21 protein-coding genes are annotated in these 17,597 nt (G+C 34.3%); 11 read left to right on the top strand and 10 right to left on the bottom strand.

All coding sequences use genetic code 11. The features are described 5' to 3' along the window. Positions 1–6: 6 nt before the first annotated feature. From ASG22_RS15235 to ASG22_RS15215, 5 genes are all read left to right on the top strand, one after another. Positions 7–636: a 7-carboxy-7-deazaguanine synthase QueE gene (locus ASG22_RS15235; RefSeq protein WP_055986416.1), complete on the top strand. Its 630-nt coding sequence runs from the start codon at positions 7–9 to the stop codon at positions 634–636. A gap of 41 nt (positions 637–677) precedes the next feature. Beyond that, entirely contained in the window at positions 678–2,048 is a 1,371-nt protein-coding gene (locus ASG22_RS15230) for an exopolysaccharide biosynthesis polyprenyl glycosylphosphotransferase (protein ID WP_055986412.1), read from the top strand. 94 nt (positions 2,049–2,142) lie between these two features. After that, positions 2,143–2,895, top strand: a complete 753-nt coding sequence (locus ASG22_RS15225; protein ID WP_055986409.1) for an MlaE family ABC transporter permease — start codon at positions 2,143–2,145, stop codon at positions 2,893–2,895. Then, positions 2,895–3,710, top strand: a complete 816-nt coding sequence (locus tag ASG22_RS15220; RefSeq protein ID WP_055986406.1) for an ABC transporter ATP-binding protein — start codon at positions 2,895–2,897, stop codon at positions 3,708–3,710. The genes ASG22_RS15225 and ASG22_RS15220 overlap by 1 nt, the downstream gene beginning before the upstream one ends. Beyond that, positions 3,694–4,311: an outer membrane beta-barrel protein gene (locus tag ASG22_RS15215; protein ID WP_055986403.1), complete on the top strand. Its 618-nt coding sequence runs from the start codon at positions 3,694–3,696 to the stop codon at positions 4,309–4,311. Before ASG22_RS15220 ends, ASG22_RS15215 begins: the two co-directional genes overlap by 17 nt. 45 nt (positions 4,312–4,356) lie before the next feature. Here ASG22_RS15215 and ASG22_RS15210 read toward each other — a convergent pair whose 3' ends face one another. Then, on the bottom strand, positions 4,357–4,671 hold the full coding sequence (locus tag ASG22_RS15210) for a hypothetical protein (protein WP_055986402.1): 315 nt from the start codon (positions 4,669–4,671) through the stop codon (positions 4,357–4,359). 92 nt (positions 4,672–4,763) lie between these two features. Beyond that, positions 4,764–5,570 carry a M48 family metallopeptidase gene (locus tag ASG22_RS15205; protein WP_055986400.1) on the bottom strand — a complete coding sequence of 269 codons (807 nt, stop codon included), beginning with the start codon at positions 5,568–5,570 and terminating at the stop codon, positions 4,764–4,766. Between the two features lie 109 nt (positions 5,571–5,679). On the opposite strand from ASG22_RS15205, the gene ASG22_RS15200 reads away from it, so the two are divergent. Beyond that, a complete protein-coding gene (locus tag ASG22_RS15200) occupies positions 5,680–6,225 on the top strand; it encodes a DUF4251 domain-containing protein (RefSeq protein WP_055986393.1) in 546 nt (181 codons plus the stop codon). A gap of 6 nt (positions 6,226–6,231) precedes the next feature. Here ASG22_RS15200 and meaB read toward each other — a convergent pair whose 3' ends face one another. Then, positions 6,232–7,215, bottom strand: coding sequence for a methylmalonyl Co-A mutase-associated GTPase MeaB (gene meaB / locus ASG22_RS15195; RefSeq protein WP_055986864.1), 984 nt, complete (start codon positions 7,213–7,215; stop codon positions 6,232–6,234). Between the two features lie 207 nt (positions 7,216–7,422). On the opposite strand from meaB, the gene ASG22_RS15190 reads away from it, so the two are divergent. Together ASG22_RS15190 and ASG22_RS15185 are read left to right on the top strand one after the other, a co-directional pair. Continuing rightward, positions 7,423–7,713, top strand: a complete 291-nt coding sequence (locus ASG22_RS15190; protein ID WP_055986391.1) for a c-type cytochrome — start codon at positions 7,423–7,425, stop codon at positions 7,711–7,713. Positions 7,714–7,737: 24 nt separating this feature from the next. Further along, a complete protein-coding gene (locus tag ASG22_RS15185; RefSeq protein WP_055986387.1) occupies positions 7,738–8,028 on the top strand; it encodes a hypothetical protein in 291 nt (96 codons plus the stop codon). 146 nt (positions 8,029–8,174) lie between these two features. Here ASG22_RS15185 and ASG22_RS15180 read toward each other — a convergent pair whose 3' ends face one another. The 6 genes from ASG22_RS15180 to ASG22_RS15155 form a co-directional block, all read right to left on the bottom strand. Then, positions 8,175–9,167: an enolase C-terminal domain-like protein gene (locus ASG22_RS15180; RefSeq protein WP_055986385.1), complete on the bottom strand. Its 993-nt coding sequence runs from the start codon at positions 9,165–9,167 to the stop codon at positions 8,175–8,177. A gap of 25 nt (positions 9,168–9,192) precedes the next feature. Then, positions 9,193–9,708: a tetratricopeptide repeat protein gene (locus ASG22_RS15175; RefSeq protein WP_055986382.1), complete on the bottom strand. Its 516-nt coding sequence runs from the start codon at positions 9,706–9,708 to the stop codon at positions 9,193–9,195. After that, positions 9,695–10,393: a peptide chain release factor H gene (gene prfH / locus ASG22_RS15170; protein ID WP_055986379.1), complete on the bottom strand. Its 699-nt coding sequence runs from the start codon at positions 10,391–10,393 to the stop codon at positions 9,695–9,697. The genes ASG22_RS15175 and prfH overlap by 14 nt, the downstream gene beginning before the upstream one ends. A gap of 2 nt (positions 10,394–10,395) precedes the next feature. Continuing rightward, the gene (locus ASG22_RS15165) at positions 10,396–10,941 is read right to left on the bottom strand and encodes a nucleotidyltransferase domain-containing protein (protein WP_055986862.1); all 546 of its coding nucleotides are present in this window, start codon (positions 10,939–10,941) and stop codon (positions 10,396–10,398) included. A 156-nt stretch (positions 10,942–11,097) separates the two neighbouring features. Further along, entirely contained in the window at positions 11,098–12,489 is a 1,392-nt protein-coding gene (locus ASG22_RS15160) for an RtcB family protein (RefSeq protein WP_055986377.1), read from the bottom strand. 10 nt (positions 12,490–12,499) lie between these two features. Next, complete coding sequence (locus ASG22_RS15155) at positions 12,500–13,252, bottom strand: hypothetical protein (RefSeq protein ID WP_055986374.1); 753 nt, start codon at positions 13,250–13,252, stop codon at positions 12,500–12,502. Positions 13,253–13,753: 501 nt separating this feature from the next. Here ASG22_RS15155 and ASG22_RS15150 point away from each other — a divergent pair. From ASG22_RS15150 to ASG22_RS15140, 3 genes are read left to right on the top strand one after another with little or no spacing between them, the layout of a single operon-like run. Further along, the gene (locus tag ASG22_RS15150; RefSeq protein ID WP_055986371.1) at positions 13,754–15,205 is read left to right on the top strand and encodes a DUF4836 family protein; all 1,452 of its coding nucleotides are present in this window, start codon (positions 13,754–13,756) and stop codon (positions 15,203–15,205) included. Continuing rightward, the gene (locus ASG22_RS15145) at positions 15,198–15,845 is read left to right on the top strand and encodes an ATP-binding cassette domain-containing protein (protein WP_055986368.1); all 648 of its coding nucleotides are present in this window, start codon (positions 15,198–15,200) and stop codon (positions 15,843–15,845) included. The genes ASG22_RS15150 and ASG22_RS15145 overlap by 8 nt, the downstream gene beginning before the upstream one ends. Positions 15,846–15,851: 6 nt before the next feature. Further along, positions 15,852–17,012: an FtsX-like permease family protein gene (locus ASG22_RS15140; protein WP_055986365.1), complete on the top strand. Its 1,161-nt coding sequence runs from the start codon at positions 15,852–15,854 to the stop codon at positions 17,010–17,012. Between the two features lie 51 nt (positions 17,013–17,063). Here the strand turns inward: ASG22_RS15140 and ASG22_RS15135 are convergent, their stop codons facing one another. Further along, positions 17,064–17,567 carry a hypothetical protein gene (locus ASG22_RS15135; RefSeq protein ID WP_055986362.1) on the bottom strand — a complete coding sequence of 168 codons (504 nt, stop codon included), beginning with the start codon at positions 17,565–17,567 and terminating at the stop codon, positions 17,064–17,066. Between the last annotated feature and the right edge of the window lie 30 nt (positions 17,568–17,597).

Raw genomic sequence — 17,597 nt, 5'->3', positions numbered from 1 at the left:
TTTAAAATGAATTTAGTAGAAGATATATTATTAAAAGAAGGTAAAATGCTCCCGGTGATGGAGCATTTTTACACTATTCAGGGAGAAGGAGCACACACAGGAAAAGCAGCCTATTTCATCAGATTGGGTGGCTGCGACGTGGGGTGTCATTGGTGTGATGTGAAGGAAAGCTGGGATCCTAATCTTCATCCTTTAATGAATGCTGAGGAGATTGCAGAAACGGCGGCAAGCCACTGTAAAATAATTGTGTTAACAGGTGGAGAACCTTTGATGTGGAATCTTGATATTTTAACCTCAAAATTAAAACAGTTAGGCTGTACCATTCATATTGAAACTTCCGGTGCTTATCCGATGAGCGGGCAAATCGACTGGATAACGCTTTCCCCAAAGAAAACAGGGCTTCCAAAAGAAGAAATTTATGAGAAGGCAAGTGAACTTAAAGTAATTGTTTTCAATAATAATGACCTTAAATTTGCACAGGAGCAGGCAGCAAAAGTTTCAGAAAACTGCACATTATATCTTCAGAGCGAATGGAGCAAGCGTGATGAAATGTATCCGAAAATCACAGACTTCATTTTAAAGCATCCTGAATGGCGGGCATCAGTTCAGACTCACAAGTATCTGAATATCCCGTAAAAATATGTAACTTAGCCTTTCGTATCCGTTAAAACCGATAGATGCAGAGAATTCGATACTCTAGATACCTAAAATCGATTATTATTTTGCTTGACCTTTTGGTTATTGCATCGGTTTTTATATTCTTTTTTCTAAGCAGAAACGCAGAACTGAAATACAATCAGGAAACCTGGTATCAGAATATTTTTTCATTGGTATTATTATTTTTGTTCTGGATGCTTCTGAGCGGCAGAACAAGAATTTATAATATTCCAAGAAACCTTACCTATACTTTATTTTTAGAAAGACTTTTAGTACATTTTCTATTGTTTATTATCGGTGTTTTACTGATCGGGAAAGTCAGTTATAATGTATTTTTCAATTCTGATATCTACTGGCTTTCGTTTTATCTGTTTTTCTTTATTTTCTTCGCTAAATCTTTAATTTATTTTGGAATTAAATATTTCCGAAGTTTAGGGATTAACCACCGAAATATCATGTTTTTAAATGAAAACAGTTCAACAGAAGTTTTAAAGAATATTTTAAAGGAAAGAAAAGATTACGGTTATAAAATCTTTGAATATGACAAGCCTGAAATACAAGCAAACGAATTAATAGAATTTTGGAAAGCCAATGGGATTCATACCTTATTTATACCCACGGAAAATTCTTATAATGAAAGTACGGAAAAAGAACTTTTCAATCTAGCAGAAGCCAATAAAGTTCATATTTCATTGATTCCCAGCATCACACAAACCGATTTTTTCTTGTATGATATGGGATATATTCAAACGCAGCCCGTTCTTAATCAGGCAAGATATCCTTTGGATTATTATTCTAACTTTTTATTAAAGAGAACCTTTGATGTCATTTTTTCAGCTATCGTTTTGGTTGGAATTTGTTCGTGGTTATTTCCAATTATCGCTATTTTAATTAAATCTTCATCAAAAGGGCCTGTTTTTTTCATACAAAAAAGATATGGTTTTCATGAAGAGGTTTTTGACTGCATTAAATTCCGGACGATGATCGTAAATGATGAATCTTCCACCAAAACAACAGAGGAAAATGATTCAAGAATTACCAAAATAGGAAAGTTTTTAAGGAAAACAAGTCTTGACGAAATGCCACAGTTTTTGAATGTAATAAAAGGACAAATGTCAATCGTCGGACCAAGACCGCACATGTTGGCTGTCGATAATTATTATAAACCAAAAATCGGACGTTACAGCTTGAGAAGCATGGTAAATCCGGGAATTACAGGACTTGCACAGGTAAATGGACTGCGTGGTGATGCAGGAGATGTAGAAGTGGAAATGAACAAGCGAGTATTGGCAGACACTTTTTACGTAAGAAACTGGAGTTTTGTTCTGGATTTGGTCATCATTTTGAAGACCATTTTACTGGTTATTGGCGGAGATAAAAATGCCAAGTAAAGTTTAAAAATTTTATTAATTTTTAATATATATCTGGTCTGAGTCTTGCTTTTAACTTTAATCTAATTCAATAAAAAAAGTCTAATTTAGCAGAATGGTAAAAAAGTTTTTTACAGCAGTAGGAGAATACATTATCCTCATGGGTAAATCTATGCAGAAACCTCAGAAAATGAGAGTATTCTGGAAGCTGTTCATGAGAGAAATCAACGATTTGGGAGTCAACTCTTTTGGGTTGGTAATCTTTACATCTATATTTGTCGGGGCTGTTGTTGCTATTCAGATGTTTAATAACTTTGACGCTTCAGATTTCCCTATACCTACTTCATTTGTAGGATATGCAACAAAAGCAGTTCTGGTATTGGAATTTGCACCTACCATTATCAGTTTGATCTTAGCCGGAAAAGTAGGTTCATATATTGCATCAAGTATCGGAACAATGAGAGTTTCTGAGCAGATTGATGCATTGGACATTATGGGAGTAAACTCACCTAACTTCCTGATATTACCAAAGATACTCGCCTGTATGATTTTTAATCCTTTATTAATTGCCATAAGTATTGTTTTTGGTATTGGCGGAGGATATATTGCAGGAATTTTAACAGGCAACTGGACAACAAACGATTATATCACTGGTATACAAATGTATATGCCTAATCTTTTCATCTATTATGCATTTACTAAAACTATTGTTTTCGCATTTGTCATCGCAACCGTACCTTCATATTTCGGTTATAATGTAAAAGGAGGTTCTTTGGAAGTAGGTAGAGCAAGTACACAGGCAGTAGTTTGGACGATGGTTTTCATTATCCTTTCAGAATTGCTGTTAACCCAATTAATATTAAGCTAATGATTGAGGTAAAAAATTTAAAGAAAAGTTTTGAAGAAGTTGAAGTACTAAAAGGGATCTCAACAACTTTTGAAAAAGGAAAAGTAAATCTTATTATTGGGCAAAGTGGTTCCGGAAAGACCGTTTTTCTTAAAAGTTTATTAAACGTCTATCAACCTTCATCTGGAGAGATTCTTTTTGATGGCAGAGACATTAATGTAATGAACAGAGAAGAAAAACAGCATTTACGTTCAGAAATTGGAACGCTGTTTCAGGGAAGTGCATTGTTTGACTCTTTAACGGTAGAAGAGAATATCATGTTCCCTTTAGATATGTTCACGAATTTAACCTTCAGAGAGAAAAAAAGAAGAGTTTTTGAAGTAATCGGACGAGTACATTTAGATAAAGCCAACAGAAAATTTCCGTCTGAGATTTCCGGAGGGATGCAGAAACGTGTTGCTATCGCCAGAGCCATTGTAAACCATCCTAAATATTTATTCTGTGACGAGCCCAATTCAGGATTAGATCCATATACATCTAATGTTATCGACGATCTTCTGATGGAAATCACCAAAGAATATAATACTACCACCATCATCAATACCCATGATATGAACTCCGTAATGACTATTGGAGAAAAAATCGTATATCTGAGACTGGGTATTAAAGAATGGGAAGGAAATAAAGATGTTCTTATCACAGCAGGCAATAAAAATCTGATCGATTTCGTTTATTCATCAGAACTATTCAAAGAATTACGAGAATATTTGCTTGAGAATAATAAAACTATTGAGAATACAATCACAAAAATTGACGATAATGAAAAAGGTATGTAGTATAGCATTAATAGGTTTTTCAATGTTTGCCTCTGCACAGATTTCTTTGGCAGGAAAAGCCAACTTAATCTTTCCGACAGGATCACCATCTTGGCAGAATATTAAAGGAACCATTAACCAGGCAGTAGAAGGAGAAGGTAAAAATAATGTAGGCTTCAACGTAGGTCTTTCATTAAAAGCGAATCTTCCTGCAGCATTTTTTGTAATGCCCGAATTGTATTATACCTCCTTCAAGAGTGATTTTACCGATCCAACTTCTAACACAACGTTTGATATCAAGAATAACCGTATCGATTTGCCGGTTCTGGTTGGTCACAAAGTATTGGGAGATATGTTAGGAGTTTTTGTAGGCCCGGTTGCAAGTTATAATCTAAGCAAAGAAGATTCTTTCAACGATTTTAAAGAAAATGCGAGAGATAATTTTACTGTTGGTTATCAATTTGGGGCTCAGCTTGAAATCAAAAAACTATTATTAAATGCAAGATATGAAGGAGCATTTAGTAAAGATTCAAGAAACTTTATCAACAAAGTTTCGGGTGAGGAAATCAGATATGACAACAGACCCAACTTATTTATGGTTGGTGTAGGATACAAATTCTAAATTAATTCAGAGAAATAATAAAAAATTATAAAAAATCCTCAGGTTCTAAACTTGAGGATTTTGATTTTGATTTCTCAGCTCTGCTTCACGTTGTGCAATTTCTGCAGCCTGTCTTTCCAGATCTTCTTTATCTTTTTGTAATTGCTTGAATTCTTTCTTTTTTTGATCCGCTTTAATAGCACTTCCTTTACTCACATAACCTATCATTCCGCCAATAATCAAGCCGATGCCAATTCCGCCCAAAATTCCCATGACATGTGGCATTCCCATATCATTTACTTTAAAATTGGGTGATGTTAAATAGAATAAAAGTACCGATAATGCTAAAAGTACGAGTCCGATAATTGTTAAATTCTTCATAGTGTTGTGTTTAGGTATTTAAATTATAAAGCCTTACCAAATTTAATAAAAATTCAATAAGGCTTTTACTCAAGATTAAAATTCTTTATAAATTATATTTTTCCTCCAGCAGCTTTGTAATACTCAAGCGCTTTAGGTAAGTTTTTATTTATATCTGAAATTCTTGTTTCAGGATTCGGGTGAGTAGATAAGAATTCAGGTTGTCTTGCACCAGTGGACGCTGATTCCATTCTATTCCAAAAAGGAATTGCCTCTCTAGGATCGTATCCTGCCATCGACATTAAATACAATCCCATCTGATCTGCTTCAGATTCCTGATTTCTTCCATATTTCAACAAAGCAACCTGAGAACCCACAGGATACACTTTTTCAAAAACGCTAGCCCACTGACCGTTAGAAATAGTTCCTCCCAGGATCTGACCGCCATATTGAGCAACCATTGCCTGAGAAATTCTTTCATTACCATGTCCTGCCAATGCGTGAGAAACTTCGTGTCCCAAAACTACTGCCAGTCCGTTTTCATTTTTTGTAACCGGTAAAATTCCTGTGTAAACGGCAACTTTCCCTCCAGGCATACACCAAGCATTTAATTCATTACTTTGAATAAGATTAAATTCCCAATTATAGTTGGCAAGGTCTGCCGAACGACCAATGTTTTGATAATATTTTTCAGCCGCTGCTTTTATTCTTGATCCTACATTTACTACTCTTTTAGAGTCTGCAGTTCCAGAGATTACTTTAGATTTTCCTAATGTTGTTTTATATTCTTGCGAAGACATCGTTAAAATCTCCGAATTATTAGCTAATTGGAGGGAAGATCTTCCCGTAATAGGGTTTGTAGTACATGCAGCAACAGACAGAGTCATTGCTCCTATTCCTAAAATGTGTTTTATTTTCATAATGTAGAAGTGTATTAATTCAACCTTTACAATTTTTATTCCAAAATATTTAATAAACAATATATTTGCATATATTTTGCTATTTAAATGTAATAAATAATTTTAATTTATGAAAAAGTATATTTCAATCATATTCACTGCCGTTTTTTTACTGATTTTCCAAAACGGATTTTCTCAAACCAAAGTTGATGCACAAACAATAACAGAAGTTATCAATTCTGAAGATTTTTCGTTTCGTGCAGAAAGAGCAACGCCTACTAATTACGATGTCATTAATGTAATGAACTCGATGCCGAATTCTACCTCAATGAGGATTTTAGATCTTTCGGGGAGCAATTATTCAATAGATTTAAGAAAGAATAAACTGGAAGTTACTCTGCCCTATTTCGGGAGAGTTTTTAATCCTACGTACGGGAATACAAGCCAAAGCGGTTATAGATTTACCTCAAAAGATTTTGCAGTATCTAAAACTCAGGGCAGAAAAGGAAAATGGATTGTTAAAATTAAAGTAAACGATCAAAGCACAGTCGACGAAATTACAATCGAGATTTTTAAAAATGCAAAAGCCTTCGTATCGGTAAGAAGTAATGACAGACAACCGATTTCTTATGATGGGTTTATCTCAAAAAATGTGGAGGAAAAAGAGAGACTTTAATTTAGATTAATCTTTAGATAAAAACTTTTCAACAAATAATTTTGCTTCGGTACTTGGATTTGAAACCATTGCCGAAGCATTTTTTTTGTGCCGAACATACGCTTCTTCCACATCATTACTTTTCTTCATCATCGATAGAATATATTCCTGAACCCAATATTCAAAGCGTTTTTCCGCCTGTTGAATTCTGACTTCTTCGAATCGGTTTGTTTTCTTTTTAAGATCAACAAATTCATTAATTTTCTCAAAAATTTCACTTAAACCATCATTATGCAAAGCCGAACCCAACAAAACCGGAACTTTCCAATTTTTTTCTTTAGCCGGAATAAAATCTAAGGCACGCTTTAATTCCAATCTTGTATTTTTTGCTTTTTGAAGATTTTCTTTTTCAACTTTATTAATGAAAATTACGTCAACCATTTCCATGATTCCGCGTTTGATTCCTTGAAGTTCGTCGCCACCGCCAATTATTTTTAAAAACAAAAAAACATCGGTAATATCGGAAACCAAAACTTCGGACTGTCCTACTCCGACGGTTTCAATAAGAATATAGTCGTAACCAGCCGCTTCGCAAATCATCATCGTTTCAAAAGTTGTATTGGCAACTCCACCTAAAAATCCGGAACTCGGAGAAGGACGAATAAACGCATTTTCTTCTTTTGCCAATTCTTCCATTCTCGTTTTATCGCCCAAAATACTTCCTTTATTGATAGCAGAACTTGGATCAATCGCCAAAACGGCTACTTTTTTATCATTAGCAATCGCCAATCTTCCGAAATTTTCTATAAAAGTCGACTTTCCCGCACCCGGAACTCCCGTCACTCCCACTCGAATCGAATTTCCCGTGAAAGGCATAATTTGTTTTAGTAATTCTTCGGCTTGCATTCTGTGCTCAGCTTTTTTACTTTCAACTAATGTAATAGCCTTTGCGATCAGGCGTTTGTTTCCCGATCTTATTCCATCTATCAGCTCTTCTGTAGAAAATTTCATTAATTCAAAAATAAGGATTAAAGAATGAATGGTCAATAGGGAATTTGATTTGCTTGTGAATTTTTTAAATTTTAAAATAAATATTTTTAATTTCTTACACAAATTCACCATTCCTCTTGCCATTATTTGTATTTCTTCTAAATTAAGACCCACTTCATCAATGGAAAAGGGAATTTCCTACATTTGTTTTATTCAAATAATTTAAACATGAAAAAAACCATCGCTGTAGCATCATTTGCTGCTGTTTTATTAGCGTCTTGTACGCCAAAAGCATCAACAGCAACGGCTCCCGTAGCTTCAACATCTACAGCAGAACAGATCGCTCAAGGGAAAACAATCTTCGAAAATTCATGCGGAAGATGCCACAAATTACCGGATCCAACATCTCACACCTCCGTTCAGTGGGTAGGAATTATGAATTCGATGGCTCCAAAAGCGAGATTAACAGATGAACAACATCAGTGGGTTTACGATTATATCGTATCTGTGAAGAAATAATTCACCTTAAAACAAGACATTATTATGAAAAAATTGATTTTGGGTATGACATTAGCTTCTGCAGCGATCGTTGTATCGTGCGGACCGAAAAGTGTAGCCGTGACAGGACCAAAATACACTTCATCTGAACAATTGGCTCAGGGGAAAACTATCTTTGAAAACTCATGCAACCGATGCCATAAATTACCTGATCCTGCAAAACATGACGATCAGGGATGGATAAAAACCTTAAGCAGAATGGCTCCAAAGGCTAAGCTGAGTGAAGATCAACATCAAATGGTTTACGATTATCTAATATCTGCAAATAAAAAATAGGCTTCTTCGAAGTCTATTTTTGTTTTTCGGCTTTCTTAACGTAAAAAACGCAACGCTGTTGATTTCAAAGTTGTCTATTTTTAGTTCGTAAAGGAATTTCACTCAGCGAGTGATAATCTTAAAAAAATTGACCATTCAAAACTCATCTATTTTATTTCAATTCCCAACCCCGGTTTTGAGGATAAAATTATTGTACCGTTTTCCACAAAACTTCCTGTCGCATAATCGTTGGAAATTAATGTTGCGCCGTCTAAATCTGCGTAATCTACAAGTCCCGCCAAGGTACAGGCTGCGGAAATCCCTACGGAAGATTCTGTCATACAGCCAATCATTATTTTGCAATTTAATTCTCTGGCTTTTTTGATCATTTCTAACGCCGGAGTTAATCCGCCGCATTTCATTAATTTAATATTGATACTTTTATAGTAAGGAATTAATTCTTTCAGAGAATCAATATTCTGACAATCTTCATCTGCCATCCAATTCGCAAAACTTTCTTTCTTCAATATGTTGTAATTATTGATCGGTCTCGGCTGTTCGAGATAAGAAAATTTCTGAACCTCAGCATTTTCCTGAAGCCAAAGGCAATCTTCATTGGTGAAACTTGCGTTTGAATCTAAAGCGATATTTCGATTTAATTTTACAAGTTTTTCAACCTGAGTTTTGTCTAAACCCTTACATTTCACTTTGAATTTACTCCAACTGCTTTTCCCAATTTTTTGAATTTGTTCATCTATTTCTGCAACGGAAATAGTGATCGAACTTTCCACTAAATTTTCTGACGGAAGTTGATTAAGTTCAATAAAATTTTTGTTTTCCAGCTTACCAAAAAGATCCCAATATGCACAATCTAGCGCAGAAAGCAGAAATGGGTGAAGATTTAAACTTGATAAAAATGTGAAAAATTCTTTCGGATGAATGATTTTCTGAGCTTCAATCTGAGCCTGAATTTCTTTTAATTTTAAAACAAAACTTTGAAGATTAATTTGATAATAATCAATCGCAACACATTCTCCATATCCTTTACAGTTTTGATGAGATAACTCTACAAGCAAAGCTTCCCTTTTATCATAATTTCCATAAGCAATTGAAAATGTTTCTTTTAATTGAAGTTGTTTTAATTCAAATTTAAGTTCCATTATTAAATTTACAAAAAAAGGAGACTTATTTCGTCTCCTTCTTCTTTTTAATTTTGATTTTCTTCGGCATTTTGGATTTGATAAATTTCTTTCGGTCCTTTACAACATCCAGACTATATTCGTTAAAACAATATTTTGCGGCTTCATCCAAAAATTTCAAAGCATTGTTAAAACTTCCTCTTTTCTCGGAAAGCAAAGATCTGTAAAACCAAATGTTAGATTTGTCGATTCCTTTTATTTTTAAAGAATATCGGATCAGCTTTTCGGCTTCATGAAAATCTTCGTTGTTCAAAAGACATTTGATGTAATATTGTGGAACATTTAAGTTTGTAATATCACATTGCATGGCTTCTTCGAAATATTGTTTAGCCACATCATAATTTCTCAATTGCTCAGCATAAATTCTTCCCATCAAACACAAACTGTCTGCATCTTCAGGATCATAAGACAATGCATAATTCAACGCTTCCAGGCAATCTGGCAAACTATACGGATAGTTGTCTAAGGCCTCGAAATAGTATTTATTTTTAGTTAAGGTCATTTTTGTAATTTTTTAATTCGTTTTTCAGTTGAGTTCTTTCTTTTTTGAAAGATTTTTCCTGATAATTCTTTTTAAAATCTGTTCCGGAAAATGTTCTGATTGGATTTCCTCTTTGTACCTGCAAATGGTTATTCCAGGTTTCCTGCATTCGCTTTTGAAGCTGGATAATATTCTGCTCCAATACTTTTTCTTTCAATCGGGTAATCGACAATTTTTTATTCTCCAATTGCGAACGGGAATCCTGTACGAAAACACTTTGCCCCGTCGGAATATGAGTGGCACGAACCGCCGTGTTTACTTTGTTCACGTTTTGTCCGCCACTTCCCTGACTTCGAGTTGTCTGAAACTGAATATCCCTTTCATTAAAATTGATTGTCTCCAAACCTTCCAGTTCAAAAATCCCGATGAACCAATTGCTTCTTTTGTGCAGTTTCCGGAAAGTACTTTTTCCTGTCCACAAAATGCTTCCCAACCAGGTCTTTAAAAATTCATTGATATTTTTTGATTTTAAAAGTAAGGTTACGGACTTCAAAGTCAGATTTTCATCACCATTTTCACGGTGAATAATCTCGTACTCTATATTATTATTTTTTGCTTCCTCAAGAAAGACCTTCAGAACTTTAGCCACTACCCATTGGCATTCTAAAGGCCCTCTCCCAGAGGTTATTTGTATTAATTTATCCATTGTTATTTTGGCATTTCACTTAATCGAGGATGACCGACCGGATCAATTCCTTTTTCCAATAAATCTTTTGCAGCCATAACTGCCCAACATTTATCGCTGGAATGAATATTTCTGTAAAATGAAAGTAAAACATCAGGTCTTACAACAGTAAATCCGTTTGTTTCTACGGTTTCTAAATTGTTTCTTTCAAAGAAATCAATCGTTATCCTGTGGAATTTTTCGTTTTCTAATTCGATTGTTTTCTCATACCTGCGGAAGTTTTCCTCGCTTGGCAAATGATCGTAACGTGTCCAGACCTTCTCAAAACCTTCCTGCTGAAGAATCATAACAACTTCAGCTATATTTTCCTTATGTACAAAAACATCAATATCCTTATGGTCGTGAACGTGTTTGTATTCCGTATGCCTAATTTCAGACATAAAATGCCACGCCCATCCTCCTGATAAAATGACTTTATTTTTTAATTTTTCTAAAATTTCCAGTCCGTGTTGAATTCTAAATTCCGGCCAGACTTCACCGTATCTTTTTATATTATGTGGTGCTCCCATTTTGTTATTTTTTTTAATTGTTTTCTGCTTTTGCCATTTCGAATGAAGCAAAGTGTTGTGAGAAACCTGTTTGTAGATTCTTCACTCCACTTCGTTTCATTCTGAATGACAGTGCTATTTGCCAGTCAAAATCTATCAATTACAACTATCATCAATTTACTTATCCATCCTCACAATTCGGGGTTGGAAGGTTCCGAGAATATCTACCAATTCGCTTTGCGCATTCATGACTTCGTTGATATCTTTGTACGCCATTGGTGCTTCTTCAGTATTTCCACCCATCAAAGTGACATTCTTGAGTTTTAATTCTTTTTTAATGTCATTTTGAGTGAAAAGATTTCTACATTCTCCTCTGGAATGCGCTCTTCCTGCACCGTGAGAAGCCGAATTCAGAGAATCAGGATTTCCTTTTCCACGAACGATAAAACCTTTTGCGGTCATGGATCCGGGAATCATTCCCAATTCATTTTCGTTAGCCGGTGTGGCTCCTTTTCTGTGAACAATCACTTCTTTTCCATTGTGAGTTTCTTTCCATGCAAAATTGTGATGGTTTTCAATTCTTGCTTTTACTCTTCCTCCGACTACTTTCACCAATCTTCTGTGAATGTCGTCGTGACAAGCCGAAGCATAATCTCCTGCTAAATTCATCGCTGTCCAGTATTCTAAACCGAGATGCGTGCTCAAATCCAGCCAGGCGAATTGTTGTGCTTCTTTGGGCAACGGACATTGTTCTGTCGCAACTCTCGAATAATATTGAGCGATTTCTGCTCCCAATCCACGGGAACCGCTGTGTGAAAGAATTCCAAGATATTTTCCTTTTGGAAGACCGATTTGTACGTCTTCTTCAGTAATTTCCACTTCTCCGAATTCTACAAAGTGATTTCCGCCACCGGAACTTCCCATTTGTTTGATCGCTTTTCCTTTTAATCTTCTCAAAATCGGAATCATATCGAAGGTATCTCTGTTGAAAATTTCATGATCGACGTGAGATTTATGTGTTTCGTACATTCCGAATTTGGTGTGCTCAGCAAGTGCTTTTTCATATTTATCTCTTGCTCCGTCAAGATATGAAATAGGAGTATCCAAAATACTGAGGCTCATTCTGCAACCGATATCCATGCCGACTCCGTAGGGAATCACCGCATTTTCTATCGCTAAAACTCCACCAATTGGAAGTCCGTAACCACTGTGTGCATCAGGCATTAAAGCTCCCTGCACTGAAATTGGAAGTTTCAAAGCCGTGTACAATTGATTTTTGGCTTCATCAGAAATATTATTTCCGAAAATATTAAATGTTGCTCTGTTTGTGTTGAGCATTCTTTTTTCCGTTTTCTTTGATGAAAGCAAAGCTTCTGCAATTTGCCCGAAGGTTAAATCTTTTTCGAATTGCTCCGGATTTTGCAGAATTTCCTTTAAAAGAGACTTTACATGATGAATATTTTTCGTTGCAAAATTCCTTTTCATAACTTCCAAAGCAATATTTACACTCTGATTGTTCGGATAGCCTATTTTTAATATATCTTTTCCTTTTAGTTTTAAATTTCCCATTGTTTTTATTTTAAAATTTTCGGACTTTATAGTCCTCTAAACTTTCTGCAATCCCTGTTGCAGACATTTTGTAGTGAAAGTATTTTTTACTTTCGATAAGATCAGTTTGCTCGCCGTAGTTTTTCCAATTGCCAGATTCACCATGAATTTTCTTATTGACTAATCCAACAATTTTATGCTGACTTAAATAAGAATCCAGTTCATCTATTTCTTTTTCCAAATCGGAATGCAAAGGTTTGTAATGAGTAATCATATTTTGTTTTACTCTGAATACAAATCTCCATGGCTCAATAAATTCGTAGTAAACGTTATATCTTTTCCTGAACGGATTGTATTCTTCTCTTTTCAGAAAATATTGTTTTTCTCTGGTCGTTAACCCTAACTTGGGATCATTCCATTGATGGGTTGAAAGCTGAACCAATTTCTGCTCTCTTTCAACATAAATTCTTCGCCCGAATTTTCTTTTCTTTTTTAAGAATTTCCGGGTTTCGGAATACATTTTTGTATTAATCTTACTTAGAATTCCCTGAAAAAAATCTCCGTCTTTAGAACGTTTTACATCATCTCTTACCACAAAAAATCTCATAAAACCTTTCTGATAAGGATTTTCCAAAGGAACTAACGGAGTCTTTCTTCTCAATTCCCAAAGTTTGTTACTACGTTTATACTTTTGTCTGATCTGTTTTTCTACATCTTTTTTAACTATTCTTTTTCTGCTTCTCAGACTTCTCAATCTGGAAAACAAAAGGTTATCTTTTCCCATTTATTATTAGATATGAGATTTAATAAATCACATACTTTTCTTAATCAACTAGAAATTTAGTCTAGTTGAAATTGATTGTTTTAAAAAACTGATAAAAAGTTCTCGATACGCTTCGCTACTCGAACTGACGTACAACAACTCCATTATTTTTTTAATAATTATTGATAAAAAAGATTTCGGGGAAACTTTAAGTTTGAAATATTGCGCAATAAAAAACCCGAAAATCTTACGACTTCGGGTTTTGATATTTCAATATACTGTTATTCTATGAATGTACCATACCACGAAGCCTCGCCTTTGCAAAAGGCAATCCTACTGATGAATGTAGATTGAATTTGAACATTGCTTCGTTGTTTTTTAAATGGTTAAACTTTATTCTCTGACGCAAAGATATACATTTTTCTGAAAATGAAAACTTTTTTTCATTTTTTCTTAGTTCACTACAAATGAGACTTATTCGGTACAAAATGTTATATTTGTTACTTATACCAAAATATAATTATGAAAAACACCTTAATGAAATCGTTATTTTACGTTTTTGCATTTGCTGTTCTTTTTTCGTGTAATTCGAATAAGAATAATGAAATTCTAACGTACACTACAGACGCAACTTTAGGTTTATCAAGAGTAAACCTGAAAACTATTTCCGACAAAATTCCTGTTGATAAGATTTTAAAGGAAAAGAAAAATCTGAAGGATGATGATAAATTCTTTTTGCAGCTGGTAAGCAAACCAAAAGAATCTGGTATTGATACCGACAAACCTCTTTATTTTATTGTTGATCAGGGAAAATCTACCAACGATCCTGATCCAAAGGCTTTCTTCTGGATTAATGACAAGGCTAAATTCCAAAAGAGCATGTCTGATCTTACGAAAAGTAAAGTAACCATTGATAAAAAAGATTATATCTATGTTGACGGGAAACTTACGGGAAGTATCAAGGGTGATTTGGCCGTTGTTTCCAGCGAAAAATCATACAATCCTTATGCGGGATATAATTCTTACAATACTCAAGAACCTTCTGCCAAACTGAACGAGAAATATTTCACGGATTTCTGGGCAAGAAAAGCAACTTCCAATGATGCCATTAAAGATCAGGTCAATCAATCTCTGGTAGATAATAAAGATATTAGTGGATGGGTAAATCTGGCTGCTGTAGCAAGTTATGCATCAAAAGGATACATCGAAACTCTTGCCGTAAACAAATTGATTAAAGATTCAGGAATTGGGTTTGATTTCAATTTTGATAAAGGAAAAGCTGACATGGAAACCAAAACGTTTTTCAACAGTGATATGAAGAAAGTTGTTGAGAAATATTATGATAAAAATAAAGTGAACTACGATTTGGTAAAAAACGTAGAATTGGATAATGCAAAATCTTTTACCATCGGATTTTTCAGTTTAGATTTTATGAGATATTTGGTGAAAGAAGCCGGTTTTGAAGCGACAATCAATCACTATTTAGCTTCGACAAATAAAACACTGGAAGATATTACTTCTACTTTTACAGGAGATTATGCTTTTATAGATTTCAAAACTATTCCTACGGATACCATGGATTATTACCAGCCAAGAAACAATGCGTTCGTATTGGGCTTTAATCCAAAGAAAAAAGATAATCTTATGTCTTTACTTGCTGGTCCTTTAGGTCAAGGTAAAAAATATATGATCGCTGATGATGAAGTACTTTTTTCTGAAGACAACAATATCATTAATCAGTTCCAAAATAAAAAAGCAGGGAAAAATTCTAAATTGGATAAAAAATCCGGCATTACCGCTTATTCCTGGTCTGATGGAACGGATTATAATCAAAAGCATAATGCGACTACCATAAAAGTTGTAGATATGACCAACGAATCTAAAGAAGACGGCGGAAATCTTGTTTCTAAAACCGTATTTACTTTAGACAAAAAAGATGAAAACGCATTGTATTATTTGATAATGAATGGATAATATTGTTTTAGAACATATTTCACCAAAATATTTCACTCCCAGAAATGTAGAACAATCTGAAATTTGGAAAAAGAATATCATTTTCCAAAAAGGGGAAAAATTCCTGATTGTTGCGCCTTCCGGGAGTGGGAAATCCACTCTTGCCACGGCAATTCTGGGCACTCATTCTCAGTATGAGGGAGATATAAAATATGATCAGCAGACTGTAAAATCACTTCACCTTGAGAAAATTGTGGAAAACAGAAAAGATGGGGTAAGTTTATTATTTCAGGATGTACGGTTGATTAAAAATCTTACCATTTCGGAAAATATTTTACTCCGTGTTTTTAATAAAGACAAAAAGAAATTCATTCCCAAAATGGAAGAATATGCCTCAAGATTAGGTGTTGAAAATCTGCTCCATAAAAAAGCTGAAAACTGTTCGTATGGTGAAAGGCAGAGAAGTGCTATCGTAAGAAGTCTGGTGAATCCTACGGATTTTCTGATTTATGATGAATGTTTCAGTCATTTAGATTTGAACAACAAAAAAATTGCCTTCTCATTAATTAACGAGGTATCTCAGGAAAGCGGAAGCTCAGTGATATTTTTTGAACTGAATGAATTTCCTTTTGAACATGAATATCAAATTCTTCATTTATAAAAGCGTATGAAGAAAATTTTTAGCTCAATTTTACTGTATGCAGGATTATTTATCGCATTTATTTTGGTGCTGTCTTGCCTGCAATTGTATGAAAATGCCAACCGCCTTTTTGGAAGTAAAAGCAGTGACAGCAATTATTGGCTGACTTTCAGCAAGAAAATTACGCCTGATAATATCGGGCGAAAAGAACTTTTGGGATTTAATGAAAATGATATTGCGAAACTGAAGCAATGGCAGGAAGTAAAAAGTGTTTATCCTTTTTCTGCCAACGAATTTAAAGCTTCGGCAAATGGCGGTGATTTTATTCCTTTTTACACCGATTTGTACTTTGAAGGAGTAGATTTAAAAGCAATTGATGCTCCTTTAACCGAGGAAGAATTTCAGGTGAAAGGTGATGTCATTCCTATTATTATTTCAAGAGAATATTTAAATCTTTATAATTACGGATTTGCCTTAAATCAAGGTTTGCCGCAGATTTCAGAAGATTTTGCCAAGAAAATTGAGATCAATATTAATATTGTTGTCAATAAACAAAACAAAACTTATAAAGGAAGAATGGTTGGACTTTCAAACAGAATTCATTCCGTTTTGATTCCGAAAAAATTTCTTGATTCTTTGAATTTGGCTGAAAAACCTCAACTGGCGAATCAACCAAGAATCTTCAATAGAGTTCTGGTTCAGGTAAAAGATTCGGGAGACGAAGGTTTAATTACCAAAATGAAAGAAAATAATTTTGAATCTAATCAGGAAAGTCTGCGTTCTGCAAAGATTAAATCTAAACTGTTTTTAGTTTTAAATATTATTGCAATATTAGGAATTTTCATTTTTGCATTGTGCCTTTATATTATTGTAAGCTTTATTAAAATTCAGTTTTTAGAAAAGCAGGAAGAGGTTTCCATCAAAAATAGTTTGGGCTATTCACCGAAAAAAATGGTGAGCGATATCAGCAGACGTTTCAGTATCAATTTGATGATCGTCCTGATTTTAAGCTTAGGAATTATTGCTGTCGGACAGTATTTTATCGCAAAATCAAGTGTTTCCAACGGGTTATTATCGATGTATATTAATCCTTTGCTTTGGACTGCTATTATTGTAATCCCGATATTGGTTTATTTCTTTGTGAAAGAACTGATTTATCGTTGGCTGATAAAATCCTGGAAAATATAAAAAATGGCTATCAATTCTGGTAGCCATTTTATTTATTAATTATCTTAAATTTTAATCTTTTGAGCCCATATCGTCCATAGGATCATCCATACCTTTTATAACATTAGGGTGGTACACTCTTTCTGAACCAAGGAAATACACATTATGTCTCGCTTTCGCAATGATTCCGTCATATTCCTGTTCTGTCATACCTTCGGGAATATCTTTTTTCTGATCTTCTGTAGGTTTTCTGTACACTTCTAACGCACCATTTCTGTTCAGCACAGATTTGGCTGCGGCGGCTTGTTCGAGACCATCTGCATAGACAATCACATTATTTCTTCCAATACTGTGTTTGCGATATGCATCCAACATTTCCGTGTCGTGTGCAAAGGTATATTCAAAGAAACTTTTAGTCTGTTCGTCTTCCTGATAATGATCAGCAGACAATCCGCTCTCTATATTTGATTTGGAAATAATAATATTGGCTTCATCGAAACCATTTTCCTGCAAATCTTTTTTAATTTCCTCTGTATCCACAGTCACAGGAAATACTGAAATTACTGTATAAGCCATGATATTTTGTTTTGGTTATGGTCTACAGTA

This window comes from Chryseobacterium sp. Leaf405, assembly GCF_001425355.1.
In the GTDB taxonomy this organism is placed as follows: domain Bacteria; phylum Bacteroidota; class Bacteroidia; order Flavobacteriales; family Weeksellaceae; genus Chryseobacterium.
Note: the sequence above shows the minus strand (reverse complement) of the source record. Positions and strands in the feature narration are given on the sequence as shown.

Bases quoted from the DNA above. Each gene is read 5' to 3' on its own strand.
- ASG22_RS15215 (WP_055986403.1), top strand. From the start codon at position 3,694: ATGAAAAAGGTATGTAGTATAGCATTAATAGGTTTTTCAATGTTTGCC.
- ASG22_RS15140 (WP_055986365.1), top strand. From the start codon at position 15,852: ATGAAGAAAATTTTTAGCTCAATTTTACTGTATGCAGGATTATTTATC.
- ASG22_RS15190 (WP_055986391.1), top strand. From the start codon at position 7,423: ATGAAAAAAACCATCGCTGTAGCATCATTTGCTGCTGTTTTATTAGCG.
- ASG22_RS15225 (WP_055986409.1), top strand. From the start codon at position 2,143: ATGGTAAAAAAGTTTTTTACAGCAGTAGGAGAATACATTATCCTCATG.
- ASG22_RS15210 (WP_055986402.1), bottom strand. From the start codon at position 4,671: ATGAAGAATTTAACAATTATCGGACTCGTACTTTTAGCATTATCGGTA.
- ASG22_RS15185 (WP_055986387.1), top strand. From the start codon at position 7,738: ATGAAAAAATTGATTTTGGGTATGACATTAGCTTCTGCAGCGATCGTT.
- ASG22_RS15155 (WP_055986374.1), bottom strand. From the start codon at position 13,252: ATGGGAAAAGATAACCTTTTGTTTTCCAGATTGAGAAGTCTGAGAAGC.
- ASG22_RS15235 (WP_055986416.1), top strand. From the start codon at position 7: ATGAATTTAGTAGAAGATATATTATTAAAAGAAGGTAAAATGCTCCCG.
- ASG22_RS15230 (WP_055986412.1), top strand. From the start codon at position 678: ATGCAGAGAATTCGATACTCTAGATACCTAAAATCGATTATTATTTTG.
- ASG22_RS15220 (WP_055986406.1), top strand. From the start codon at position 2,895: ATGATTGAGGTAAAAAATTTAAAGAAAAGTTTTGAAGAAGTTGAAGTA.
- ASG22_RS15180 (WP_055986385.1), bottom strand. From the start codon at position 9,167: ATGGAACTTAAATTTGAATTAAAACAACTTCAATTAAAAGAAACATTT.
- ASG22_RS15205 (WP_055986400.1), bottom strand. From the start codon at position 5,570: ATGAAAATAAAACACATTTTAGGAATAGGAGCAATGACTCTGTCTGTT.
- ASG22_RS15165 (WP_055986862.1), bottom strand. From the start codon at position 10,941: ATGGGAGCACCACATAATATAAAAAGATACGGTGAAGTCTGGCCGGAA.
- ASG22_RS15150 (WP_055986371.1), top strand. From the start codon at position 13,754: ATGAAAAACACCTTAATGAAATCGTTATTTTACGTTTTTGCATTTGCT.
- ASG22_RS15175 (WP_055986382.1), bottom strand. From the start codon at position 9,708: ATGACCTTAACTAAAAATAAATACTATTTCGAGGCCTTAGACAACTAT.
- ASG22_RS15145 (WP_055986368.1), top strand. From the start codon at position 15,198: ATGGATAATATTGTTTTAGAACATATTTCACCAAAATATTTCACTCCC.
- ASG22_RS15135 (WP_055986362.1), bottom strand. From the start codon at position 17,567: ATGGCTTATACAGTAATTTCAGTATTTCCTGTGACTGTGGATACAGAG.
- prfH (WP_055986379.1), bottom strand. From the start codon at position 10,393: ATGGATAAATTAATACAAATAACCTCTGGGAGAGGGCCTTTAGAATGC.
- meaB (WP_055986864.1), bottom strand. From the start codon at position 7,215: ATGAAATTTTCTACAGAAGAGCTGATAGATGGAATAAGATCGGGAAAC.
- ASG22_RS15200 (WP_055986393.1), top strand. From the start codon at position 5,680: ATGAAAAAGTATATTTCAATCATATTCACTGCCGTTTTTTTACTGATT.
- ASG22_RS15160 (WP_055986377.1), bottom strand. From the start codon at position 12,489: ATGGGAAATTTAAAACTAAAAGGAAAAGATATATTAAAAATAGGCTAT.